Origin of the sequence: Streptomyces typhae, assembly GCF_009755605.1 — a bacterium.
GTDB lineage: Bacteria > Actinomycetota > Actinomycetes > Streptomycetales > Streptomycetaceae > Streptomyces > Streptomyces typhae.
Genome location: NZ_WPNZ01000002.1, coordinates 1 through 24,746 on the forward strand (window position 1 = coordinate 1; position 24,746 = coordinate 24,746).

The following is a 24,746-nucleotide window of genomic DNA, read 5'->3' on the forward strand; positions in this document are numbered from 1 at the left end:
GACGGTGCGGCAAGGCAGACAGCAACGGGCGGGCGGGTGGGAAACCTCCGCGCAGCGGCGAAGGCCGTTGCCGGACGGTACGGCACGGCAGACAGCAACGGGCGGGCGGGTGGGAAACCTCCGCGCAGCGGCGAAGGCCGTTGCCGGACGGTACGGCACGGCAGACAGCAACGGGCGGGCGGGTGGGAAACCTCCGCGCAGCGGCGGAGGGCGTTGTCGGACGGTGCGGGAAGGCAGGCAGCAACGGGCGGGCGGGTGGGAAACCGCCCTGCGGCGGCGAGGTGGGCGCAGGCGTGTGCGGGCGCCCCGCCCGCCCCCGGGAAGGGGCAGGTGGGGCGCGCGCGGCCGCGAGGGCGGGTCAGACGTGCTGCCAGGTGGGCGAGGCGGGCCGCGCCGCGGGGGCGGGCTCGTCGTGGGAGACCTGGGGCAGCCACCGCAGGTACCGCGGGGTGTGCCAGTTCCGCTCACCGAGGAGACTCATGAGGGAGGGCAGCAGCACCATGCGGACAACGGTCGCGTCGAGGAGGACGGCCACCCCGAGCCCGACCCCCATCTGCTGCATGTCCTGCATGGACAGCATTCCGAAGACGGCGAACACCGCCACCATGATGACCGCGGCCCCGGTCACCGCTCCGGCGGTCCGCGTGATCCCCTCCCGGATGGCGTCCGCGTTGCCGAGCCCCCGGTCCCTGGCCTCACGGATCCGGGACACCACGAACACGTGGTAGTCCATGGACAGGCCGAAGAGGACCACGAGCACGAACAGCGGCATCCAGTTCTCGATGGCGCCGACCTTCTCCGAGCCGATCAGCGACGCGCCCCAGCCGTGCTGGAAGACGGCCGTCATCACCCCGTACGCGGCCCCTACGGACAGCAGGTTGAGGGCGATGGAGGTCACGGCGACGACGACGGAGCGGAAGCTGACGAGCATGAGCAGGAAGGTGACGGCGGCGATGAAGAGGAAGACCGGCACGATGCCCTCGCCGAGCTGATCGGTGAAGTCCTCGGACTCGGCCAGGTCCCCGCCGACGTACGCGGTGAGGGCGGGCCCGTGGGCAGACCCCGTACCGGCGCGCACGTCCCGTACGTCGGCGCGCAGTTCGGCGAGTGCCTTCTTGGCCTCGGCGCCGGTGCCGCTGCCGGGCAGCGGGACCGCGATCTCGGCGACGTTCTGCCGTGCGTGGACGGTGAGTTCGGCGCCCTTGCCGGCCCTGCGTGTCAGCTCCCGCAGCGCGTCCCGCGCCGGTGCGGACCGGATGTCGTCCGCCTTGGCCACGACAAGGGCGGGCTCGGGGCCGCCCGGGAACTCCGCGGTGATCTCGCGGAAGGACACCGAGAGCGGCGCGTCGGAGCCGAACTGCTTCTCCAGGCCGAGCTGTTCGGTCTTCATGCCGAGCGCGGGCGCGGCCAGGGCGAGCAGCAGCGCGGTCGCGGCGACCGCGAAGAACGCGGGCTTGGCGAGGACCGGCTTGAGCAGCGATCCCGCGACGGAGCCGCTGGCGTGGACGCCCTTCCTGGAGCGGCGGTTGAGGAAGGGGATGCGGCCGGCGTCGATGCGGTCGCCGAGCCAGGCGAGCAGCGCGGGCAGCACCGTCACGGAGCCGAGCATGGCCACGCAGACGACGAGGATGGTGGCGATCGCGAAGCCCTTGAACAGGAGCAGCCCGGAGAGGAACATGCCGGCCATGGCGACCATGACCGTCAGGCCCGACACCAGGACCGCGCGTCCGCTGGTGGCCGCGGCGATCCGCAGGGCCGTCTCCGCGTCGTGGCCCGCGGCCCGCTCGTCGCGCTCGCGGCGCAGGTAGAACAGGCAGTAGTCGACGCCGACTGCGAGGCCCATCAGGAACATCACGGAGAACGTGGTCTCGAACAGGTGCAGTCGGTGGCTGGCGAGGGAGAGCAGTCCGAAGGCGGCCACGCACGCGGTCAGGGCGAGCCCGACGGGCAGCAGCGCGGCCACGACGGCGCCGAAGGCGACGAGCAGGATGCCGAGCGCCAGCGGTACGGCCGTGAACTCGGCCTTCTTCAAGTCGTCGGCGAGCAGGTCGTTGAGGTGCTTCTCGGAGCTAGCGTCGCCGAACTGGTGGACGGTGACGCCGTGTTCCGCGCCCGCGTCCTTCGCCCTGTCGACGGCGTCGAGCACCGGCTGCACCTGGTCGGCGGCGTCGTCGGACTTGCCCTTGATCTGGAAGCGCAGGAGCGCCTCCTTGCCGTCCTTGGAGGGCAGCGGCTCCTTGAGCGCGGTGACCCTGCCGGTCCTGTCGAGGGCGCGGGACAGATCGGCCGCGGCATCGCGCCAGCCGTCGGGCGACTTGGCGCCGACCATGACGAGTTCGCTCGCGGGCTCGTCGATGCCGGCGTCGTCGAGGATCTTCGTGGCCCTGGCCGAGTCGCCGGTGCCCATCTCGTCGTCGGAGGCCGTGACCGTGCCGGTCGCGCCCCCGACGACCGTGGCGAGCACGACGAACACCAGCCAGCCGAGGATCGCTGTCCTGCGGTGGTGTGCGCTCCACACCCCCAGTCGTGCCGCGAGGTTCTGCCTCTTGGCGCCCATGTCCCTGCCCCCAGTCGAGTAAGCGTGAAATAAGCCGAGCTGACGTGGATCACGCTAGAAAGCAGCGCGGCGCCGCCCCAGCCGCCGAGGCCCCCTGTCGGTGAAGCAGAGGGCGAGGTCCGGGGGTGGTGCTGGCACCACCTGGGGCCGGGTGCCGGGCCCCATGACCCCGGCCGCGGTGACCAGGGAGAATGTTCGAGTGCCGGTACACAGGACGGGTACGGGCCGCTCGGAGGAGAGGGACAGCATGAAGACGTCGAGGGTGCGCGAGGCACTGTTGTCGGGGGCGCGGGGTCTGTATCTGGCCGTCGCCACGCTGGCCGGGTCGATCACGCTCTTCGTGCTCTCGGTCGTGTCGATCGTGCTCATCCCGCTCGGGATCGGTGTCTTCACGACCCCGGTGGTCCTCCAGATGGTCCGCAGTTACGCGAACGCGCGCCGTTCCCAGGCCGAGGCGTGGACGGGCATCCGGATCCCGAGCCCCTACGGGAGGCGTCCCGGTGGCGGGCAGGGCGGTGTCGTCGGCCAGGTCGCGCGCTGCACGCGCCTGCTCAAGGACGCGGCGACCTGGCGGGACCTCCAGTGGCTCCTCGTCGACATGACGGCCGGATTCATCGTCGTGATCTTCGCCCCGGCCCTGGTGCTCTACCCGGTGTACGGCTGGGTGCTCGCCCTCGGTGTCTGGGAGCCGATCTACCACGCGGGCGGCGGCGAGTGGTACGGCTTCATCCACGTCGACTCGCAGACGGCGGCGAACGGTGCCGCCGTCCTCGGCACCGCGCTCGGCGTCCTCGCCCTCTTCCTCAACCCGTCCTTCGTCCGCGGCCACTTCCTCCTGGCCCGCACGCTGCTCGCGCCCACCGCCGCCATGCGCGAACGCCAACTGGCGCAGCGCGTGGACCGCCTTGAGGAGACCCGGCACGACGCGGTGGACAGCTCCGCCGCCGAGCTGCGCCGCATCGAGCGGGATCTGCACGACGGCGCGCAGGCCCGGCTCGTCGCCATGGGCATGGACCTCGGCACCATCGAGGCCCTGGTCGAGAAGGACCCGGCGAAGGCCAAGCAGATGATCGCCAAGGCCCGGCAGAACTCCGGCGAGGCCCTGACCGAGCTGCGCGACCTGGTCCGCGGCATCCACCCGCCGGTGCTCGCCGAGCGCGGCCTCGGCGACGCGGTGAAGGCCCTCGCGCTGCGCCTGCCGGTGCCGACGGACGTGGACGTGGAGCTGGCGGGCCGGGCCGGTGAGCCGGTGGAGGCGGCGGCGTACTTCGCGGTGAGCGAGACCCTGACGAACGCGGTGAAGTACGCGAACGCGGAACGCATCTGGGTGGACGTGCACCACGCGGAGGGCATGCTCCGCATCGCGGTGACCGACAACGGCAGGGGCGGCGCCGTCATCGGCGCCGGATCGGGGCTGAGCGGGATCGAACGGCGACTCGGTACATTCGACGGCGTACTGGCCGTCAGCAGTCCCGTTGGCGGTCCGACCATGGTGACCATGGAGATCCCTTGCGAGTTGTCCTAGCCGAAGACCTCTTTCTGCTGCGCGACGGCCTCGTGCGGATGCTGGAGGCATTCGACTTCGAGATCGCGGCGGCGGTGGAGACCGGGCCCGAGCTGTCCAAGGCCCTGGCCGAATTGGATCCTGACGTCGCCGTCGTCGACGTCCGGCTTCCGCCGTCGCACACGGACGAGGGACTCCAGTGCGCCCTCGCCGCGCGCCGGGCCCGCCCCGGTCTGCCGGTGCTCGTGCTCTCGCAGCACGTGGAGCAGTTGTACGCGCGTGAGCTGCTCGCGGACGGCAACGGCGGGGTCGGCTATCTCCTGAAGGACCGGGTCTTCGACGCGGAGCAGTTCATCGACGCGGTGCGCCGGGTGGCCGCGGGCGGTACCGCGATGGACCCGACGGTCATCCAGCAGCTCCTCTCCCGGCGCGCCGCCGACCAGCCCCTCGGCGCGCTCACCCCGCGCGAGCGCGAGGTCCTGGAGCTGATGGCGCAGGGGCGGTCCAATGCCGCCATCGCCTCCCAGCTCGTCGTCACGGAGCGGGCCATCGCGAAACACACCTCCAACATCTTCGCGAAACTCGGCCTGCCGGTCTCCGACGACGACAACCGCCGTGTCCTCGCGGTTCTCGCCTATCTCGACCAAGGGCGCTGACGCGCGAGAGCGTTGTCGGCGAGTTTTTCCGGGCGCCGTTGAACGACGTGGACTGCTGATGCGTACGTAGTCCCATGGGACGCACCTCACGACGCACCTCACAGCGCACCTCACGAAAACGGTCGAAGCTGGCCGGCCGGGCGATCGCCGCGTCGGCGGCGCTCGTCCTCGGCGGCGTCGGACTCGTCGCGGTGAATGTCTACGCGAACGCCGACGAGACCGACGGGCGCCCGCCGGATGTCCGTACGCAGGAACGGAATCGGGGCGACGGGCAGCAGGCGAGCACGATCAGCTGCCCGGACGTCGGCAATCAGCTGCCGGACGTACCGCCGGACGCCCGCGCCGAAGTCGACCGTGAACTCGCCGCACTCGACAGCCAGATCACCGACGCCTACGCGAAGTTCGCCGCGGCGGACGACAAGGATTCCGTGCTCGGCCCGCTGGCGGAGCAGCGGCGGCCGACCATCGAGAACATCGGCGCCGCCATCGACCGGGAAGGGCGCCCCCCGGAGAACCTCGACGGCATGGCCGCCTGCACCCTGCGGACCGAAGGACAGGGCCAGGACGGTCAGGAACAGAGCGGTCAGGACCAGGGCGGTCAGGGGCAGGCGGGAAACGGGCCCGAGGCCGGGGACTTCGTCGACATCACCTCCGTGCGGCCCAATGTCCGGGCGCCCCGCGATCAGCGCGGCGCGTCCCGCGGCACCTTCACCACGAAATGCGGAACGAACGAGAACGGAAAGTTCAATCCCGACAACGTCATCGTCGCGCCCGGTGTGAGCAATGGCGCCCACCACATGCACGACTACGTCGGAAATCAGGCGACGGATGCCTTCTCCGGCGACGACGACCTCGCGAACGGTGACACGAGCTGCCGGAACCAGGGCGACAAATCGACGTACTACTGGCCCGTCCTGAGGCTTCAGAACGGAAACGACGAGGACGACGCGGACGCGGACGGCGGCGGCCGGGACAAGAACGTCGGTGAGATCCGGACGCCGGACCAGGTCACGCTGAAATTCACCGGAAGTCCCGTCGGCAAGGTCACGGCGATGCCGCGTTTCCTGCGCATCATCACCGGCGACGCCAAGGCGTTCACCAACGGCAACGCCAATGCCAACGCGTCCTGGAGCTGCACCGGATTCGAGAACCGGCAGCTCAAGGACAAGTATCCGATCTGCCCGGACGGCAGCAAGGTCGTCCGTACCTTCAACTTCCAGAGCTGCTGGGACGGCCGGAACACCGACAGCGCCAACCACCGCACGCATGTGGCGTTCGCCGACCCGCGCAGCGGCCGCTGCCCGGGGGGCTTCCGCGCGATCCCGCGGCTGGTGCAGCGCATCGTGTACGACGTGCCGCCGGGGCCCGGCTTCGCCGTCGACTCCTTCCCCGAGCAGCTGCACAAGCCCGTCACCGACCACGGTGACTTCATCAACGTGTTCGACCAGAGGCTGATGCAGCGCGTCGCCAAGTGCATCAACGACGGCCGCCGCTGCGCCTGACCCCTCCCTCCCGTCCCCTTGACGGTTCCCCTCCGGGGGTCCCCCTTACTGCTGCGCGGTCGGCCCGCGCGGTGCCGGTGGAAGTGCCCCCTGTGCCCAGGGCCCGGTCCTCGCTCCCCCCACCACGCCACTCGTCAGGAGTGGTGCGAGGACCGTTCCACCGTCCCGCCGAGCCGGCCGCGCAGCGCTCCCACCACGGCGGGCTCGCCGACCGCGACCCACTTGCGGCCGACCAGATAGGTGCCGCCGTAGTCCTTGGCCGCGTTCAGCCACTCGCGTTCGCCGCGGTCGGTGGCGAAGGTGGCGAGGACGAAACGGCCGTCCTCGTTGCGGCAGTCGGCCTGGCGCAGCTCGTCGGCGTCCGTCTGGATGTCGGGCGCGCACTCGGCCCGCGCGGCGAGCTGCTCCAGGGTGCCGGTGGCCGTCCTCGGAGCCGCGGCCGGGCCCCGGGAGGCCCCGTCCCTGTCGGTGCCGGTGCCGGTGGCGAGGCCCGCCGCGATCACCAGGCCGCATGTGGTGGCCGAAAGCGCCCCCGCGGCCCACATCATCTTCCTCATCGCTCTCTCCCGTCGCGTCCGGCGATGTGAACTCGCCTTGTCCGTACGCACCGTTGAGCACTGGAGGCCGCGCGGATACCGTGCGCCGCAGCCATCGACGCAGGGGGTACACATGTCCGGACCGTCGCGACGTTCCGTGCTCGGCACCGCCGGTGCCATCGGCCTGGCCGGCGCCGGGGGTCTGGGTGCCGCCGTCGGCATCCACACCCCGGCCCGCGCGGCCGAGGGACCCGCCAGGGGCCCCGCCCTCGATACGGATTCCGCGCGCTCCGTGCTCATTCGACAGCTCCCGCACCACGCGGACCAGTTCCGGCTGAGACTCGTCCCGGCGGACGGCGGCCGGGACCACTTCCGTGTGAGCGGCGCCAAGGGCCGCATCGAGGTGTCGGGCACCACTCCCGCCGTGCTCCTCACGGGGGTCCACTGGTACCTGAAGTACGTGTGCGGCGCGCACATAGCCTGGAACGGCAGCCAGCTCGACCTGCCCGCGCACCTGCCCGCGCCCGCGCGCCCCCTGCGCCGCTCGACCGCGCTCCCCCACCGCTTCGCCCTGAACGACACCAACGACGGCTACACCGCCCCGTACGCGGACTGGCCGTACTGGGAGCGCATGATCGACGTCCTCGCGCTGCACGGCTGCAACGAGGTGTTCGTCATCGCGGGCATGGAGGGCGTCTACCACCGGGTCCTGAAGGACTTCCACTACACCGACGCGGAGTCCCGCGCCTGGCTGCCCGCGCCCTCGCACCAGCCGTGGTGGCTGCTCCAGAACCTGTCCGGGTACGGCGGGCCGCTCTCACCCGAGATCATCGACCGGCGCGTCGACCTCGGCCGGAAGATCGTGACCCGGCTGCGGGAACTCGGCATGGCCCCGGTGCTCCCCGGCTACTACGGCCACGTACCGGACGGCTTCGTGGCCCGCAACGGCGGTGACGCGCGCGTCGTGCCGCAGGGCACCTGGCACGGCTTCCGGCGGCCCGACTGGCTGGATCCGCGCACGGACGCGTTCGCGCAGGTCGCCGCGGCGTTCTACCGGCACCAGGGCGATGTCTTCGGTACGGCACACCACTTCAAGATGGACCTCCTGCACGAGGGCGGCACCGCGGGCGACGTCCCCGTACCGGCCGCGGCGAAGGGCGTGGAGGCGGCCCTTCAGAAGGCGCACCCGGGCGCGACCTGGGTGATCCTCGGCTGGCAGGAGAACCCGCTGCCCGAACTCCTCGACGCCATCGACCGGCGGAAGATGCTGATCGTCGACGGTGTCTCCGACCGCTACCGGAGCGTCACCGACCGCGAGAAGGACTGGGGCGGCACGCCCTACGCCTTCGGCACGATCCCGAACTTCGGGGGCCGCACCACCATCGGCGCCCGCACCCATCTGTGGCAGGAGAAGTTCTTCGCCTGGCGCGACAAGGAGAACAGCGCGCTCGCCGGCACCGCGTATCTGCCCGAGGCCACGGACCGCGACCCGGCGGCCTTCGAGCTGTTCTCCGAGCTGGCCTGGCGGGACGACGAGGTGGACCGCGCCGCGTGGTTCGCCGGGTACGCCGACTTCCGCTACGGGCGCCGCGACCGGCACGCCCGCGCCGCCTGGAGCGCCCTGCACGACACCGCGTACCAGCACCGGGCCGTCGAGCGCAGCGACCCGCACGACTCGCTGTTCGCCGCGCGCCCCGACCTGGCAGCGAACCGCGCCGCCGAGTACGCGCCGCGCGCCCTCACCTACGACCCAGGCCGTTTCGACGCGGCCTTCGCGGGCCTGCTCGGCGTCGCGGACGGCCTGAGACGCAGCGCCGCGTACCGGTACGACCTCGTCGACGTGGCCCGCCAGGCCCTCGCCCACCGCAGCCGCCAGCTCCTGCCCCAGCTCAAGACGGCGTACGACCGCAAGGACCAGGCCGCCTTCCGGGCCCTCTCCACGCTCTGGCTGCGCCTGCTGCGCCTCTGCGACGACGTCACGGGCACGCATCCGGCGTTCCTGCTCGGCCCCTGGATCGAGGACGCGCGGCGCCTGGCCACCAGCGACACCGAACGCGTCGAGTTCGAGCGCACCGCGAAGGTCCTCATCACGGTGTGGGGCGACCGGCCCACCTCGGACCCCGGCAATCTGCACGACTACGGCAACCGCGAGTGGCACGGCCTGACCGCGGACTTCTACTTCGTGCGCTGGCAGAAGTGGCTCGACGAACTGGCGGACGCGCTGGCCGCCGGGCGCACGCCGGTGCCGGTGGACTGGTTCGGGGCGGTGGAGGAACCCTGGACCCGGGAACGCAAGGACTATCCCCTCCGCCCCGTCGCGGACGCGTACCGCACCGCGTCCCGCGTCCACGACGTCCTCGCCCGCGCCCCCTACCAGGGGTCCCTGGAGGTCACCGCGGAGCCGCCGTCCTTCCCGCCCGGCGGGCACGCGCGCGTGGCGGCGCTGTTCCGCAACGTCAACGGGCTGCGCGCCACGGGGCGTGTCGACTTCACCCTGACCGGACTCGACGCGGAGCCCGAGGGGCCGACGTCGCTCCCCCGTGTACCCGCCGGGGGCACCGGCTCGGCCGCCTGGCGCGTGGACGCCCCCGCCACTCCCCTCGACCGGCCGCTGCGTCCGCTCCCCTTCACGCTCACCGCGCGGTACGGCCCGCAGGGGGAGCCACGGGTGGACGCCGTGCACGAGGGCACCCTCTTCGTGGCGGGCCCCCTGTCGGCGGGCTGGCTGACGTACACCGACAACGACGCCGTCTTCGGGGAGCTGGACGGGCGGTACGCCATCGACGGGAGCGGGGCCGATCTGTGGCGGGGCACCACGGAGTTCGGTTCGCTCTACCGTCCCGGCGCCCTGCGGGACGGGGTGTCCGTCACCGTCCGCGTCGACTCCCAGGCCACGACCGGCCCCTGGGCCCGCGCCGGCATCATCGCCCGCAACTCCCTCGCCGCTCCCGGCTCCCCCGGCTTCCTCAACCTCGCCGTCACCCCCGCCAACGGGGTCGTCCTCTCCTACGACACGACCGGGGACGGCACCCTGGACACCTACCGCCGCGTCACCGGGGTGAAGGCACCCGTGCTGCTGCGGCTGTCCCGGGGCGGGGGCGTGTTCACCGGCGAGTTGTCCGCCGACGGGGGCACGACGTGGCGGGCGGTCGCCACCGTGCCCGTCGCGGGGGTCGCGGCTTCCCAGGACGTGGGGATGTTCATGACCGCCACGCATGGTGGGGCCGGGGGGCGGGGGACCGTGGAGTTCAGTGGGTGGGGGGTGGTGGGGAGCTGAGGCCGGGTGGCCTCAGCGGGGTGCGCTCAACGCAGCGTTCGCACCTTGTCGCCGTTCTTCAGGCGGCCCGTCACCTCGGGGCGGGTGTCCTTGGTGGTGCGGGCGGCGAGGGTGTTGCCGGTGGAGCGGTCGCCGTCGGTGACGGAGACGGAGGTGACGTCCTTGCTGCCCGCGGCGAGGACGTACCAGGTGCCCGCGGTGGACTTCCACAGGACTCCGGCGAGTACGGACGGCTGCCGCACCCCGCAGGCGGGCCCGCCCTCCGACTTGGCGGCCACGGCCGCCGTCCGCGCCCCGGGCGCGAGGAACTGGGCGAGGGCCCGCCCGCCGCCACCGCGCCAGGTCTCCGCCCGCGTGCACAGCCACTCCGCCTCGCCGTTGCCCTCGGGCAGTGCCTGGTGGGAGTAGGACCAGGCGTTCACGGCCCGCACCCCGTGCGAGCGGGCGGCGGCGAGGGAGCAGGCGGTGCGGGACCAGTCGGCGGGCGTCGCCTCGCGGGGCGCGTCCGGGCGGCCCGCGGTGAGGTGCGCGGGGGTGAGCTCGCCGAGGTCGGTGGCGAGCCGCGCGGCTCCCTCCTGGTCACGCAGCCGCAGCGTGTTCCAGGAGTCGCACGCGCGGGCGAGGGCGGGGCTGGTGAAGGGGTCGGTGACTCCGTCGGCGGTGCGCCGCAGGGCCGCCGGGGCCGCGGTGGGCTTCAGCAGGTCCTGCACGGCCGTGTCCCGCACCCAGGGAGCCGTCAGATAGCGCACGTTGCCGTCGGCACGGCCGACCACGACGGCCCCGGCGTCGGCGGCTCCCGCGCCGTCGACGCGGGCGAAGTCGAGCGCGGCGCCGCTGGTGCCGTCGAGCGGCTCGGCGTACCGCACGACCCGCAGCCCGTCGTACAGGAGCACGACGCGCGCCGCGTCGACGGGACCGGCGAACAGGAGCTGCGCGGGTCCGGGCGGCGCTCCCGACACGGTGCCCGGCGTCGCGGAGACCCGCACGGTCTTGCCGGGCCGCGCCCACACCGCGAGGGCGCGCTGCAGCAGGCCCTCGTCGTCGACGAGTGCACCGCGCGCGGGCCACACGGCGAAGTCGGTGCGCGCGGACTTCTTCCAGGCGGCGGGGGCGGCCCGGGTCAGCCTGCCGGGGTCGAGCGCGGCCTCGGCCGCGGGGTTCTTCGCGTACGGGGGCGCGGCGGCGCCGTCCGGGCCCCAGCCGTCGCCGGGCATGCCGAGCAGCGCCCCGCACACGAGCGCGGCGACGGCGGCGATGCCGAGGGCCTTCAGGTGCTGGCGCCGCCGCATCAGGTCGGTGGGCCTGGCCTGGAGGGAGCAGGGGTCGAACTCCGGCGATTCGAGGAGCGCGGCCGGGTTCCTGCCGCCGGGCGGCGCCTCGGCACCGGCGTCGGCGAGCGCGGCGTCGATCTCCTCGGCGTGCTCGCCGTCGGTGTCGACACCGACGGCCGCCAGGATCCGCCGCGCCTCGTCGTCGGTGAGGCGTTCCAGGCCGCGCAGTACGCAGGCGGCGCGCGCGGGCCCGGAGAGGGCGGAGAGCCTTTGATCGAGGGCGAGTTCGTCGGCGCCGCCGGAGTGCGGGAACAGCCGCAGCCCCCACACCTGCGGCAGCAGCGGCGGCAGCTGGGCCCGCCGCGGCCGGGCCCGGCGCAGCAGCGGCAGGCCCGCGTCGAGGGCGGCGCGCAGCACCTGGCTGCGTACGTAGGCGTAGCCGGGGTCGGCGCCGCGGCCCGCGGGCCTGCGCTGGTCCGGCACGGTCGGGGCGGTGGTGCGGCTGCGCGGAAGCGCGCGCTGGACCAGGGCGTGCGCGGTCAGGACGCGGCGGTTGCGGCCGAGGCCCGGGGGCAGCACCAGATAGGCCAGGCGGACCAGGCGCGGGTAGTGCTCGACGAGGGCGGCCTCGACCTGCTCCACGTCGACGACGGTGGCGGACCCGGTCGGCGCGGAGCCGTTCGAGGCGGCGGCTTTCGTGGACTGCGATGACGACACGTGCAGCAGAACGAGCGAATCGGCCCCGGGTCACCTGGCGCCGGTGGGGCGCGAGGGGACCGCCGGGGGCACCGGGGTCACTCCGGCTCGACGAGGAGGCGCGCGTAGTTCGCCATCGAGCGCTGGTAGCGCGGCAGATGAGGGGCGAGGGCGCCGACGGCCAAGGACACGGCCTCACGGCCGCGGCCCGCGTCGACCAGGCACAGCGCGAGGACGGCACGCACCGCATCGTCCAACTCGTCGTGCTCGGCCTCCAGTTCCGGGGTGAGCAGGGCGATGGCCTCGTCCAGGCGGCCGGTGTTCCGCAGGGAGCTGGCGAGTTGGATGGCGGTGCGGCGGCGCCGGTAGCCTTCGAGTCCGGCCGCCAGGGCCTCCTTGTACAGCGGGACCGCCTTGTCGGAGCGGCCTGTGGAGTCGTAGGCGCAGGCCCGTTCGAACGGGGCGACGGCGCTGCCCGGCGGCAGTTCGTCCGCCAGCTTCCCTATGCGCTCCCGGAACTCCTCGGCCCGTTCGTCCCCGTACGCGTCGATGTCCGCCCAGGCAGCGGCCACGCGCCGCTCCCACTCTTCGGTTGTCCTGTTCTGTTCGCTCATCCGCACACTCTGGCACGGGGCCCCGGCGGTCGGCCCGGGAATTCCGCCGGTACGGGAGGCGGGCGGGGCGTGGGAGCAAAAAGCTGCCGCACACACCTGTACCCACGCCTTACCCATCAGTACATTGACGCCATGTCTAATACGAAGGCCCGGCTCCCGCAGCCCGCAGCCTCCGAGCACGTCGCGCTCAAGGCACGCAACGTCTCCTTCTCCTGGGAGAGCACCCCGCTCCACTGGCTTCCGGGGGACCCCTTCGCGACGCACACCATCAACGTGCTGCACCTGCTGCTGCCCGCGGGCGAGCGCTGGTTCGTGCACGTGTACAAGCAGGTGCTGCCGCTCATCCGGGACGAGCGGCTGCGCGAGGACGTCATCGGGTTCATCGGCCAGGAGGCCATGCACTCCCAGGCCCACGACGAGGTCCTGCCGCACCTGCGCGAACAGGGCCTCGACCCCACCCCGTACACCGCCCAGGTCGACTGGCTCTTCGAGAAGCTGCTCGGGGACCGCACACTGCCGCCGGGCCGCCCCCGGCAGTGGTGGCTGATGGAGCGGGTCGCGCTGATCGCGGCGATCGAGCACTACACGGCGTTCCTCGGCGACTGGGTGCTCAACGCCGAGGAACTGGACCGGCGGGGCGCCGACCCGACGATGCTGGACCTGCTGCGCTGGCACGGCGCCGAGGAGGTCGAGCACCGCTCCGTCGCCTTCGACCTGTTCCTGCACGTCGACGGCGGGTACCGGCGGCGCGTGCGCACCTGGGCCATCGCCTTCACCGCGCTGGTGTTCCTGTGGCAGCGCGGCGCCCGCTTCTTCATGGAGAACGACCCGACGCTGACCGACGGCAGGGCGCGCCTCAGGGACTTCCACCGCGCCGGGCGCGCGGGCACCCTGCCCACCACCGGCGCCATGCTCCGCTCCATACCGCGCTATCTCTCCCGCGACTACCACCCCTCGCGGGAGTGCAGCACCGAGCAGGCGGTGGCCTACCTCGCCTCCTCCCCCGCCGCCACCGCCGCCGAGACCCGCGCGAACGGAGCGCTCTGACATGCCGCTGCCCCGCCCGCTCGGCTCCCGTGCCGCACGCGCCGCCCTGGTGGTCGCCGGTACCGCCCTGCTCACCCGCCGCGCCCTGCGCCGCCGCATCGGGGCGTCCCCGCTGTGGCCGCTGCCCGCCCTGGAGGAACCCGTCTCCGGGCAGCCGCGCACCCGGGCCCTCCGGCTGCTCGTGACCCGGCACGAACGCGTCGCCGACGGCGTCGTCCAACTGCGCCTGGAGGGGGACCCCTCGGTGCCGCTTCCGGCCTGGGAGCCGGGCGCGCACCTCGACCTCGTGCTGCCCTCCGGGCTCGTACGGCAGTACTCGCTCTGCGGCGACCCCGGGGACTCGTCCTCGTACACCGTCGCGACCCGGCTCGTCGGCCCCGGGGAAGGCGGCCGCGGCGGCTCCCGCGAGGTGCACGAGGCGCTGGCCGAGGGCGTGGAGATCGAGGTGCGCGGACCCCGCAACCGGTTCCCGCTGATCGGCGGCGCGGCCTCGTACACCTTCGTCGCGGGCGGCATCGGGATCACTCCCGTCCTCGCCATGGTGCGGGCCGTGGACGCGGCGGGCGCGGACTGGCGGCTGCTGTACTGCGGGCGGTCCCGGGCCGCCATGCCCTTCCTGGAGGACGTGGAGAAGCTCGGCGGGGCTGCGGGGCGGGTGCGGGTCGTCGCCGAGGACGAGAGCGGGCGGCCCGACGTCGCCGCCTTCCTCGGCGCGGGCGAGGAAGCGGGCGAGGAAGCGGCGGCGCCCGCGGGTGCCGTGTACGTGTGCGGGCCCGAAGGCCTCATGGACGCCGTCGCGGGCGCCCTGCCCGCGGGCTGCTCCCTGCACCTGGAGCGGTTCGCGCCCGCCGCGTCCGCGGGCGGGGACAGCGCCTTCGAGGTCGAACTGCGGCGCTCCGGACGCACGGTGGCCGTCGACGCGGGCACCACGGTGCTCGCAGCCGTCCGCGCCGAACTGCCCGGCCTCGCGTACTCCTGCGAGCAGGGGTTCTGCGGAACCTGCCAACACCGCGTCCTGGAGGGTGAGATCGATCACCGCGACGAGTTGCTGACCGACGGCGAGCGGGCGGACTCCATGCTGATCTGCGTGTCCCGGTCCCTGGGACCCCGCCTGGTGCTCGACCTGTAGCGGCGCACGGCCCCGAACGCGTACGCGAACGGGCGGAGCGGGGGCGTCCGTTCGCGGCCTGATCGGATCGGTAGAGTGTTCGCATGACTACCGGGGTGCGCCGCAGGATGGGTGTCGAGGAGCGGCGGCAGCAGCTGATCGGGGTCGCGCTCGAGCTGTTCAGCAACCGCTCGCCCGACGACGTCTCCATCGACGAGATAGCGGCCGCCGCGGGCATATCGCGCCCGCTGGTGTACCACTACTTCCCCGGCAAACTCAGCCTGTACGAAGCCGCGCTCCAGCGCGCCGCCGACGATCTCGCCGAGCGTTTCATGGAGCCGCACGAGGGCCCGCTCGGCGCCCGGCTGCTGCGCGTCACCGGCCGTTTCCTCGGCTTCGTCGACGAGCACGGGCCCGGATTCTCGGCGCTGATGCGGGGCGGCCCCGCGGTGGGCCCCTCCTCGTCGCCGACCACGAACGCCCTCATCGACTCCGTCCGGCAGGCCGCGTACGAGCAGATCCTCGCGCACCTGGGCGTCACGGACCCGCCGGCCCGGCTCGACCTGGTCGTCCGCTCGTGGGTCTCGCTCGCCGAGTCGACGGCGCTGATCTGGCTGGACGGCCGCCGCATCCCGCGCGCCGAGCTGGAACGGCAACTCGTCCACGACTTCGCCGCGCTGGCCGCGGTGAGCGCGGCGTACGACGACGAGATGGCCGGGCTGCTCGGCACCGTCCTCGCGGACGAGCCCGCCGACGGCCCGTTCGCGGACCTCCTGGCCCGCCTCGCCGCCCTCGCGCCCCGGGCCGCGCTGCCTTCCTAGATCCTGTCGATGCCGCTCGTCAGCCGCCCGTCTGCCACCCGTCTGCCGCCCGTCAGCCGTCCGCGGGCCGCTCCGCCAAGCGCAGCGCCAGTAAGGCGATGTCGTCGTCCCGTTCGCGGCCGAAGCACTCCAGGAGGGTGTCGCACAGGGCGCTCACCCCGGGTGGTGTCGCGGCTGCCGCGAGACGCAGTTGTTCCATCGACACGGCGAGGTCGACGCCGCGCGTCTCGATCAGCCCGTCGGTGACCATCAGGAGGCGGTCCCCGGCGGTGAGGCGGGTCTCGACGGGCGGCGGCCGGTCGAGGCCGAGGCCGAGCAGCGGGCCGCTCGCCCTGACGTAGGCGGCCGTGCCCCGGTCGCCGACGACCAGCGGCGGGATGTGGCCCGCGTTGGCGATGCGGACCCGGGCCGAGGGCAGTTCGACGTGGGCCAGGCACAGGGTGGCCGTGACGTCGGGGTGGTAGCGCTGGAGCATGCGGTCGAGGCGGGTGGCGAGACGGCCGGGATCGGCGTCCTCCACGCAGTACGCCCGCAGGGCGTGCCGCAGCTCCACCATCACCGTGGCCGCGTCCAGCGAGTGGCCCGCGACGTCCCCGATGCCGGTGAGCACGCCGGTGGGCGTGGGCAGCGCGGCGTAGAAGTCACCGCCGATCTTCGCCTGCCGGGACGCCGGTTCGTAGCGCACGACGACCTCCGTGCCCGGCAGGTCCGGCAGTTCGCTCGGCAGGAAGCTGTGCTGGAGGGTCAGCGCGACATGGCGCTCCTTCTCGTACATGAGGAGCCGCTCCGCGACCCGGGCGGTGGCGTGCGCCAGGCGGCCGAGGTCGGCGGCGCGGTCCTCCGCGTGCCCGGCGGTGGCCAGGCAGACCGGCGCGTGGTCCTCGCGGGTGCGGGCGAGCGCGAGCAGCACCCCGTCGCCGGGTCCCGGCAGGTCCAGGACGCCGTCCGACGCGTCGTCCACCGCTCCGTCCGGCGCGCCGTTCACCGGGTCCGGCCAGGCGGCCGCCGGTTCGGCGCCGCCGAGCACTCCGTACGCGTCGGCCCCGCGCGTCGGCGTGCCCAGGAAGCCCGCGGGCCACAGCGACCACGGCACCGTCGTGGTGTGCACTCCGATCCGCCCGGCCATCAGGCGCCCGATCAGCCCCGCCGCGCTCTCGCGGGCGTCGGGCCCCGGGTGCGCGGCGGGGGCCCGGCGGTGGGAGCGGCCCCAGTGGATGTCACCGTCCTCACCGAGGACGAACGCCACGGCGGGGGCGCCGCCGAGGGCCGCCGCGTCGGCGGCGGCGACGTCGACGAGCTCGCGCACACACCCCGCGGACTGGACGTCGAGGACGGCCTCCGCGAGTCGGCTCAGGCGCCCGGCCCGGGTCTGCACGTCGCTGCGGTGCCGGGCGCCGCGCGCGGCGGCCCTGACCACGGCCGCGATCTCCTCCGGCTCCGCGGGCACCGTCAGATACGCCTCACCGCCCGCGTCGAGCCCGCGGCAGCGGTCCACGGAGTCGTGCGCGGCGGCGGAGAAGTGCACGACGGGCAGGGCCGCGGTCGACGGGGTCTGCTTGAGGCGGCGGCACAGGTCGTAGCCGCTCATGTCGGGCAGGCCGACGTCGACGAGGGCGACGTCGGGGAGCCGGCCCTCGCGCAGCCGTGCCTCGATCTCGCCCAGTGCCTCGCCCGCGCTGGCGGCGAGCACCACGCGGTGGCCGGCGCGGCGCAGCACCGCACCCAGCGCGTACCTGCTCGCGGGCACGTCGTCGACGACCAGGACCGTGGTGACACCGGGCCCGGCCGTGACGGCACCGCCCTCGGCCTCTTTGCTCTTGGCGCTCACGCGGACATCCCCCAGGAGCTGCGGAACGAACGGGCCCCCACGGGCCCGCACGTCCACGCTAGCGCCCTAACACAGCCCCGGGGAGCCGACCGCACCCCGACGACCTGGAACGGTGGAGATCACCCGACCTCCGACGGACGCGTGCCCCCTGCCGCTAAGATCCCCCTCCCCCGGCGCACGGGGCCGCCCGGTCCGTGACCTTCGTGTCGCGCGGGGCGTTCACTCCAGTGCCCGGCTCCCCGGCGCGACACCATGGGGAACGGCAGCGGATCCCCGTACCGGCAAGGGACTTCATGACTCAGCACATCACAGGACCCGCCTCCGGGTCCGTACGCTCCGCAGACACCGGCCGCACGGCTGCCGAGGAGCGCACCGACTGGTGGCGGGACGCGGTCATCTACCAGGTGTATCCGCGCAGCTTCGCCGACTCCGACGGCGACGGCATGGGCGATCTGCCGGGGATCACGGCCCGGCTGCCCCATCTGCGGCGGCTCGGCGTGGACGCCGTGTGGCTCTCGCCGTTCTACTCCTCGCCGCAGGCCGACGCCGGGTACGACGTCGCCGACTACCGCGTGGTCGACCCCGTGTTCGGCACTCTCGCCGACGCGGACGAGCTGGTGCGGCGGGCGCACGCGCTCGGCCTGCGCGTCATCGTCGACATCGTGCCGAACCACTGCTCGGACCGGCACGAGTGGTTCCGGGAGGCCCTCGCGCAGGGCCCCGCATCCGCCCTGAGGGACCGCTTCCACTTCCGTCCCGGGCGCGGCCCGCAGGGCGAACTGCCGCCCAACGACTGGGAGTCCGTCTTCGGCGGGCCCGCCTGGACCCGCACCACCGACCCCGAAGGCACGCCCGGCGACTGGTATCTGCATCTCTTCGCGCCCGAGCAGCCCGACTTCGACTGGGAACACCCGGCCGTGCGCGCGGAGTTCCGCTCCGTCCTGCGGTTCTGGCTCGACCTCGGTGTCGACGGCTTCCGCGTGGACGTGGCGCACGGTCTGATCAAGGCGGCGGGCCTGCCGGACGTCGGCCACGCCGAGCAGGTCAAGCTGCTCGGGGCCGCGCCCGTGCCGTACTTCGACCAGGACGGCGTGCACGAGATCTACCGGGACTGGCGCGTGCTCCTCGACGGCTACCCGGGCGAGCGCGTCGCCGTCGCCGAGGCCTGGACCCCGACGGTGGAGCGCAGCGCCCTGTACCTGCGCCCGGACGAGCTGCACCAGGCCTTCAACTTCGCCTATCTGACGACGGGCTGGGACGCCGCGGCGCTGCGAGCCGTCATCGACCGCTCCCTGGACGCCATGAACACCGTCTCCGCGCCCGCCACCTGGGTCCTGTCCAACCACGACGTCGTCCGGCACACCACGCGCCTCGCCGACGGCGACCCCGCGCGCGGTCTGCGCCGCGCCCGCGCGGCGACGCTCCTGATGCTGGCGCTGCCCGGCTCGGCCTATCTCTACCAGGGCGAGGAGCTGGGCCTGCCCGAGGTGACGGACCTGCCGGACGAGGTGCGCCAGGACCCGGCGTTCTTCCGGGGTTCGGGGCAGGAGGGCACGCGGGACGGGTGCCGGGTGCCGCTGCCGTGGTCGGGGACGCGGCCGCCGTTCGGGTTCGGGCCCGCCGAGGACGGGCCGAGCTGGCTGCCGCAGCCCGCCGACTGGGGGCGGCTCACCGTCGAGGCGCAGGAGGGCGACCCGGCCTCGACCCTTGAGCTGTACCGGGCCGCCCTCGCGCTGCGCCGGGACCACCCCGCGCTCGGCGCCGGCCGCTCGGTGCAGTGGCTGGCGGCGCCGGAGGGCGTGCTGGCGTTCCGCAGGACGGCGGCGGACGCGGGCCGGGCCGCGGACGGTGCCGGCACGGACCGGGCCGGAGGCGGCGCGCAGGGGATCGTCGTCACCGTGAACCTCACCGACGGCCCCGTCACCGTGCCGTGCCCCGGCACCGCCGTCCTGAGCAGCCTGAAGTCACGCGTGCCCGCCGCCGACTTGGCGGGGTCGGGATCCGACGTCGTACTGCCACCGGATTCAACCGTCTGGTGGGCAGCGTGAGGGACGACCGGTACAGTCCAATCCTGTGACCGCGCGACTGGCCGACATCGCAGCACAGGCGGGGGTCAGCGAGGCGACCGTGAGCCGGGTCCTGAACGGCAAGCCGGGCGTCGCTGCGGCCACCCGCCAGTCCGTGCTCGCCGCACTCGACGTCCTCGGCTACGAACGGCCCGTCCGCCTGCGCCGGCGCAGCGCGGGCCTGGTCGGCCTGATCACCCCCGAGCTGGAGAACCCGATCTTCCCCGCGCTCGCCCAGGTGATCGGGCAAGCCCTCACCCGGCAGGGGTACACACCGGTCCTCGCCACCCAGACGCCCGGCGGCTCCACCGAGGACGAGCTGACCGAGATGCTGGTGGACCGCGGGGTCGCGGGCATCATCTTCGTCTCGGGCCTGCACGCGGACACCACCGCCGACATGGGGCGCTACGAACAGCTGCGGGCGCAGGGCGTGCCGTTCGTGCTCGTGGACGGCTTCTCGCCGAAGGTGCGGGCGCCCTTCATCTCGCCGGACGACCGGGCGGCGATGCGGCTCGCGGTGACCCATCTGTCCTCGCTCGGGCACACCCGCATCGGGCTCGCGCTCGGCCCGCGGCGGTTCGTGCCCGTACAGCGGAAGATCGAGGGTTTCACGCTCTCGATGCGCGAGCGGTTCCGGCTGTCGCCCGAGGAGATCGAGACGCGGTTCGTCCAGCACTCCCTGTACACGCTGGAGGGCGGGCAGGCCGCGGCGGCGGCGCTCCTGGACCGCGGCTGCACGGCCGTGGTGTGCGCCAGCGACATGATGGCGCTCGGTGCGATCCGGGCCGCGCGGGAGCGGGACCTTCAGGTGCCGGACGACGTCTCCGTGGTCGGCTTCGACGACTCGGTGCTCATCGCCTTCACGGATCCGCCGCTGACCACGATCCGCAAGCCGGTGCCCGCGATGGGCCAGGCCGCGGTGCGCACCCTCCTGGAGGAGATCGGGGGGACCCCGGCACCGCACAGCGAGTTCGTCTTCATGCCGGAGCTGGTGGTCCGGGGCTCGACCGCGTCCTGCCGCCCCTCCGGGGCCTGAGGAGCCCGGCCCGGTGGGGCCCCGGAGGCCCCTGGGGCGGCCCTGAAGGGTTGGCGGGGACCGGCTCGTCCTCGGGGCGTAGGTGATGCGGTCGGAACCCGACCGGGGGATGATCTGGAGAGAGGTGGGCATCTGGCAGACTCTGTCCCTATGGGTGAGATGACTGTGACGACACTGGAAGGCCGCCAAGGGCCCACCACCACCTCACCCGTCGCGGGCGGCACCGATGCCCGAAAGGGGCGGAATCTCCTGCGCCGCTTGCGCACTCCGCGCCGCCCTCGGCTGTGGTTCGAGATCCTGCTGATCGCGGTGAGTTACTGGACGTACTCACTGATCCGCAACGCCGTGCCGGAGCAGAAGGCGGCGGCCCTGCGCAACGCGGACTGGATCTGGGGCGTGGAGCACGACCTCGGTCTGGCCTTCGAGCACAGCGTCAACCACGCCGTCGATTCGGTGACATGGCTCATCGTCGGCATGAACTACTACTACGCGACGCTGCACTTCGTCGTCACGCTCGGCGTCCTCGTGTGGCTCTACCGGTGGCATCCCGGCCGGTACGCGGCCACGCGCCTGGTGCTGTTCGCGACGACGGCGGTCGCCCTCGTCGGTTACTACCTGTATCCGCTGGCGCCGCCCCGGCTGATGCCCGGCGGCGACTTCATCGACACGGTCGTGGTGCACAACACCTGGGGCTCGATGGCCTCCGGCGACCTGAAGAACATGTCGAACCAGTACGCGGCCATGCCGTCCATGCACATCGGCTGGTCCCTGTGGTGCGGCCTGACGATCTTCGCGCTCGCGTCGGTGCCGTGGGTGAAGGTCCTCGGCCTGCTGTATCCCACGGTCACCCTGGTCGTGATCGTGGCCACCGCCAACCACTTCTGGCTGGACGCGGTGGGCGGCATGATCTGCCTGGCGTTCGGCTTCGCGGTGGCGCGGTTCTGGTACGGGGGCCTGCCGCATCGGCTGCCGCAGCTGGTTGCCGACGAGCCGCCCCGCCGCAAGCGGTTCGCCCGCTAGCCGTCACGGGAGCCTGAGGGGCCCTGGGGGGCCTGGAGGCCTTGCGGGCCTGGGGGGCCTTGAGGAGGCTGTGAGGAGGCTTTGAAGGGGCTCTACGCCCCGTAGAACCGCTCCTCCACCACGGCCCGCGCCCGTCGCGTGATCCGCCGGTAGTCGTCCAGCATCACGCCGACCGTGCCCGCGTCGTACCCCAGGTAACGCCCGACGGCGGCGAGCTCCCTGCCGTCCGAGGGGAAGGTGTCCCCGGCCCGGCCGCGCACCAGCATCACCGCGTTGCGCACGCGGGTGGCGAGCACCCAGGCCTCGTCCAGGGTCGCCGCGTCCTCGGTCTCCAGGAGGCCCGCCGCGCAGGCCGCGTGCAGGGCCTCGCGGGTGCGGGTGGTGCGCAGCCCCGGCTCGGCCCAGCCGTGCTGGAGCTGGAGGAGCTGGACCGTCCACTCGACGTCGGAGAGGCCGCCGCGGCCCAGCTTGGTGTGCAGGGTGGGGTCGGCGCCGCGCGGCAGCCGCTCGGACTCCATCCGCGCCTTCAGCCTGCGGATCTCGCGTACGGCGTCGTCGCCGAGGCCCTCCGCGGGGTAGCGCAGCGGGTCCACCAGGTCGATGAAGGCCCGGCCGAGGTCGTCGTCGCCCGCGACCGGCTCGGCGCGCAGCAGGGCCTGTGCCTCCCAGACGAGGGACCAGCGGCGGTAGTAGGCCGCGTACGACTTCAGGGTGCGGGCCAGCGGTCCCGACTTGCCCTCCGGGCGCAGATCGGCGTCGATGAGGAGCGGCGGGTCCGCGCTCGGCAGTTGCAGGAGGCGCCGCATCTCGGTGACGACGGTGGCCGCGGCCTTCGCGGCCACCTGGTCGTCGACGCCCTCGCGCGGCTCGTGCACGAACAGGACGTCGGCGTCCGAGCCGTAGCCGAGCTCCCGGCCGCCGAAGCGGCCCATGCCGATGACCGTGAACCGGGTCGGCAGGTCGTCGCCCCAGCCCTCGCGGACCACGGCGCGCAGCGTGCCCGCGATGGTGGCGGCGGTCAGGTCGGACACGGCGGTGCCCACCCGGTCCACGAGGGCGCCCGCGTCGGCCTCGACGGGGCTCTCCTCGGTGCCGTACGAGGAGATGATGTCGGCGGCCGTGGTGCGGAACAGCTCGCGGCGGCGGACGCCGCGGGCCGCCGCGACGGCCTGTTCGGCGCCGTCCGCGCGCCGTACGGCGGCGAGGATCTCCTGTTCCAGATTGTCCCGCCCGCGGGGTTCGAGGCCGCGCCCGTCGCCGAGCAGGGCGACCGCCTCCGGGGCGCGCAGGAGCAGGTCGGGGGCGAGCCGTCCGGCCGACAGGACGCGGGCGAGGTTCTCCGCTGCGGCGCCCTCGTCGCGCAGGAGCCGCAGGTACCAGGGGGTCTTGCCGAGCGCGTCCGACACCTTGCGGAAGCCGAGGAGCCCCGCGTCCGGGTCGGCGGAGTCCGCGAACCAGCCGAGCAGGACGGGCAGCAGCGTGCGCTGGATGGCGGCCTTGCGGGTCACGCCGGAGGCCAGCGCCTCCAGGTGGCGCAGGGCGGCGACGGGGTCGGCGTACCCGAGGGCGACCAGGCGTTCGCGGGCCGCTTCGGTGCTGAGCCTGCTCTCGCCGGGGGCCAGCTGGGCGACGGCGTCGAGCAGCGGGCGGTAGAACAGCTTCTCGTGCAGGCGCCGCACCACCGACGTGTGCCGCTTCCAGGCGCGGGCGAGGTCGGTGAGGGGTTCGGTGCGCATGCCGAGGGAGCGGCCGATGCGGCGCAGGTCGGCGTCGGCGTCGGGCAGCAGGTGGGTGCGGCGCAGCCGGTGCAGCTGGATGCGGTGTTCCAGGGAGCGCAGGAAGCGGTAGGCGTCGTCGAGCTGGGTGGCGTCGACACGGCCCACGTAGCCGCCGGCGGCGAGCGCGGCGAGCGCGTCGAGGGTGGTGCCGCTGCGCAGCGAGGCGTCGGCACGGCCGTGCACCAACTGCAGCATCTGCACGGCGAACTCGACGTCGCGCAGGCCGCCGGGGCCGAGCTTGAGCTCGCGGTCGACCTCGCCCGCGGGGATGTTCTCGACGACGCGGCGGCGCATCCTCTGCACGTCGGGGACGAAGTTCTCGCGGTCGGCGGCCCCCCACACCAGGGGGGCGACGGCGGCGGCGTACTCCTTGCCGAGGTCGGTGTCGCCCGCGACGGGCCTGGCCTTGAGCAGTGCCTGGAACTCCCAGGTCTTCGCCCACCGCTGGTAGTACGCGAGGTGGCTGGACAGGGTGCGCACCAGGGGGCCGTTCCTGCCCTCGGGGCGCAGGTTGGCGTCGACGGGCCAGATGGTGCCCTCGACGGTGGTCTCGGAGCAGATCCGCATCAGGTGGGCGGCGAGGCGGGTGGCGGCCCGGATCGCCTCGCCCTCGTCGACGCCGTCGACGGCCTCGCCCACGAAGATGACGTCGACGTCGGAGACGTAGTTCAGCTCGTGGCCGCCGCACTTGCCCATCGCGATCACCGCGAGGCGGCACCGCTCGGCGTCGTCGGGCGCGGCCCGCTGGGCCATGGCGAGCGCGGCGCGCAGGGTGGCCGTGGCCAGGTCTGCGAGTTCGGCGGCGGCCTCGGCGACGTCGGTGGTGCCGCAGACGTCGCGGGCGGCGATGGACAGGAGGCAGCGGCGGTAGGCCACGCGCAGCGACACCGGGTCGGTGGCCCCGGCGAGGCCCCGTTCGAACTCCTCGACGCCGGGATGCAGGTCGGCGGCCTCGTACGTGACCAGGGCCCGCCAGTCCCCGGGGTGCCGGGCGAGGTGGTCGGCGAGGGCCTCGGAGGCGCCGAGGACGCCGAGGAGGCGGTCGCGCAGCGGCTTGGCGCTGAGCAGGGTGTCGAGCAGTTCGCGGCGGGCGGTGGCGTCGGGCTGCGCCTCGGCGAGCCGGACGAGGCCGAGCAGCGCCAGGTCCGGGTCGGCGGTGGCGCCGAGGGCGTCCAGGAGGACGGGGTCGGTGCGGACGGCGGCGAGCTCGTCGGCGCCGAGGAGGCGCTCGGCGGTGGACGGGTCGGTGAACCCGTGCCGCAGCAACCGCGTGAACGTGCTGCTCCTGCGTCCCTGCGGCACCGTCATCCCCGCGCCTTTCGCTCGCCCGTTCCTGGCCCGAGCCTACTAAGGGCAGGCCGATGAGTTCCGCGCGCGTGCGGGGTCTGTCCCGGGACAGACCCATGACCCCATGGGCCCATGCCCCCAT

Annotated in this window: 16 protein-coding genes; 10 read left to right on the plus strand and 6 right to left on the minus strand. The window is 73.6% G+C overall.

Going from position 1 to position 24,746, the window contains the following annotated elements; translation table 11 throughout:
- Positions 1-358 precede the first annotated feature (358 nt).
- Entirely contained in the window at positions 359-2,557 is a 2,199-nt protein-coding gene (locus tag GPA10_RS03995) for an MMPL family transporter (RefSeq protein WP_157164280.1), read from the minus strand.
- 247 nt (positions 2,558-2,804) lie between these two features.
- Here GPA10_RS03995 and GPA10_RS04000 point away from each other — a divergent pair, with 247 nt between their 5' ends.
- From GPA10_RS04000 to GPA10_RS04010, 3 genes are all read left to right on the plus strand, one after another.
- Complete coding sequence (locus GPA10_RS04000) at positions 2,805-4,082, plus strand: sensor histidine kinase (protein WP_157164281.1); 1,278 nt, start codon at positions 2,805-2,807, stop codon at positions 4,080-4,082.
- The gene (locus GPA10_RS04005) at positions 4,067-4,717 is read left to right on the plus strand and encodes a LuxR C-terminal-related transcriptional regulator (protein WP_157164282.1); all 651 of its coding nucleotides are present in this window, start codon (positions 4,067-4,069) and stop codon (positions 4,715-4,717) included. The genes GPA10_RS04000 and GPA10_RS04005 overlap by 16 nt, the downstream gene beginning before the upstream one ends.
- 74 nt (positions 4,718-4,791) lie before the next feature.
- Positions 4,792-6,219: a DUF1996 domain-containing protein gene (locus GPA10_RS04010; RefSeq protein ID WP_157164283.1), complete on the plus strand. Its 1,428-nt coding sequence runs from the start codon at positions 4,792-4,794 to the stop codon at positions 6,217-6,219.
- 134 nt (positions 6,220-6,353) lie between these two features.
- Here the strand turns inward: GPA10_RS04010 and GPA10_RS04015 are convergent, their stop codons facing one another.
- On the minus strand, positions 6,354-6,776 hold the full coding sequence (locus tag GPA10_RS04015) for a hypothetical protein (protein ID WP_157164284.1): 423 nt from the start codon (positions 6,774-6,776) through the stop codon (positions 6,354-6,356).
- A gap of 112 nt (positions 6,777-6,888) precedes the next feature.
- Here GPA10_RS04015 and GPA10_RS04020 point away from each other — a divergent pair, with 112 nt between their 5' ends.
- Positions 6,889-10,032 carry an alpha-N-acetylglucosaminidase gene (locus tag GPA10_RS04020; RefSeq protein ID WP_157164285.1) on the plus strand — a complete coding sequence of 1,048 codons (3,144 nt, stop codon included), beginning with the start codon at positions 6,889-6,891 and terminating at the stop codon, positions 10,030-10,032.
- Between the two features lie 26 nt (positions 10,033-10,058).
- On the opposite strand, the gene GPA10_RS04025 is transcribed toward GPA10_RS04020, so the two are convergent.
- Entirely contained in the window at positions 10,059-12,020 is a 1,962-nt protein-coding gene (locus GPA10_RS04025; protein WP_343040290.1) for a hypothetical protein, read from the minus strand.
- A gap of 77 nt (positions 12,021-12,097) precedes the next feature.
- Positions 12,098-12,613 (minus strand): tetratricopeptide repeat protein, encoded by a 516-nt coding sequence (locus GPA10_RS04030; RefSeq protein WP_157164286.1) that lies wholly within the window; start codon positions 12,611-12,613, stop codon positions 12,098-12,100.
- Positions 12,614-12,745: 132 nt separating this feature from the next.
- Here GPA10_RS04030 and GPA10_RS04035 point away from each other — a divergent pair, with 132 nt between their 5' ends.
- From GPA10_RS04035 to GPA10_RS04045, 3 genes are all read left to right on the plus strand, one after another.
- Complete coding sequence (locus GPA10_RS04035; RefSeq protein WP_157164287.1) at positions 12,746-13,660, plus strand: metal-dependent hydrolase; 915 nt, start codon at positions 12,746-12,748, stop codon at positions 13,658-13,660.
- A 1-nt stretch (position 13,661) separates the two neighbouring features.
- Positions 13,662-14,789: a PDR/VanB family oxidoreductase gene (locus GPA10_RS04040; protein WP_157164288.1), complete on the plus strand. Its 1,128-nt coding sequence runs from the start codon at positions 13,662-13,664 to the stop codon at positions 14,787-14,789.
- 83 nt (positions 14,790-14,872) lie between these two features.
- On the plus strand, positions 14,873-15,589 hold the full coding sequence (locus tag GPA10_RS04045) for a TetR/AcrR family transcriptional regulator (protein ID WP_157164289.1): 717 nt from the start codon (positions 14,873-14,875) through the stop codon (positions 15,587-15,589).
- A 52-nt stretch (positions 15,590-15,641) separates the two neighbouring features.
- On the opposite strand, the gene GPA10_RS04050 is transcribed toward GPA10_RS04045, so the two are convergent.
- Positions 15,642-17,417 carry a SpoIIE family protein phosphatase gene (locus GPA10_RS04050; RefSeq protein WP_343040291.1) on the minus strand — a complete coding sequence of 592 codons (1,776 nt, stop codon included), beginning with the start codon at positions 17,415-17,417 and terminating at the stop codon, positions 15,642-15,644.
- Between the two features lie 293 nt (positions 17,418-17,710).
- On the opposite strand from GPA10_RS04050, the gene GPA10_RS04055 reads away from it, so the two are divergent.
- The 3 genes from GPA10_RS04055 to GPA10_RS04065 all read left to right on the plus strand — a co-directional run bounded on the left by GPA10_RS04055 (position 17,711) and on the right by GPA10_RS04065 (position 21,539).
- Positions 17,711-19,465 carry a glycoside hydrolase family 13 protein gene (locus tag GPA10_RS04055; RefSeq protein ID WP_157164290.1) on the plus strand — a complete coding sequence of 585 codons (1,755 nt, stop codon included), beginning with the start codon at positions 17,711-17,713 and terminating at the stop codon, positions 19,463-19,465.
- Positions 19,466-19,490: 25 nt separating this feature from the next.
- Positions 19,491-20,519 (plus strand): LacI family DNA-binding transcriptional regulator, encoded by a 1,029-nt coding sequence (locus tag GPA10_RS04060; RefSeq protein WP_343040292.1) that lies wholly within the window; start codon positions 19,491-19,493, stop codon positions 20,517-20,519.
- Between the two features lie 150 nt (positions 20,520-20,669).
- The gene (locus GPA10_RS04065) at positions 20,670-21,539 is read left to right on the plus strand and encodes a phosphatase PAP2 family protein (RefSeq protein ID WP_157164291.1); all 870 of its coding nucleotides are present in this window, start codon (positions 20,670-20,672) and stop codon (positions 21,537-21,539) included.
- A gap of 92 nt (positions 21,540-21,631) precedes the next feature.
- On the opposite strand, the gene GPA10_RS04070 is transcribed toward GPA10_RS04065, so the two are convergent.
- Positions 21,632-24,625 (minus strand): bifunctional [glutamine synthetase] adenylyltransferase/[glutamine synthetase]-adenylyl-L-tyrosine phosphorylase, encoded by a 2,994-nt coding sequence (locus tag GPA10_RS04070; RefSeq protein WP_157164292.1) that lies wholly within the window; start codon positions 24,623-24,625, stop codon positions 21,632-21,634.
- Positions 24,626-24,746: the final 121 nt, after the last annotated feature.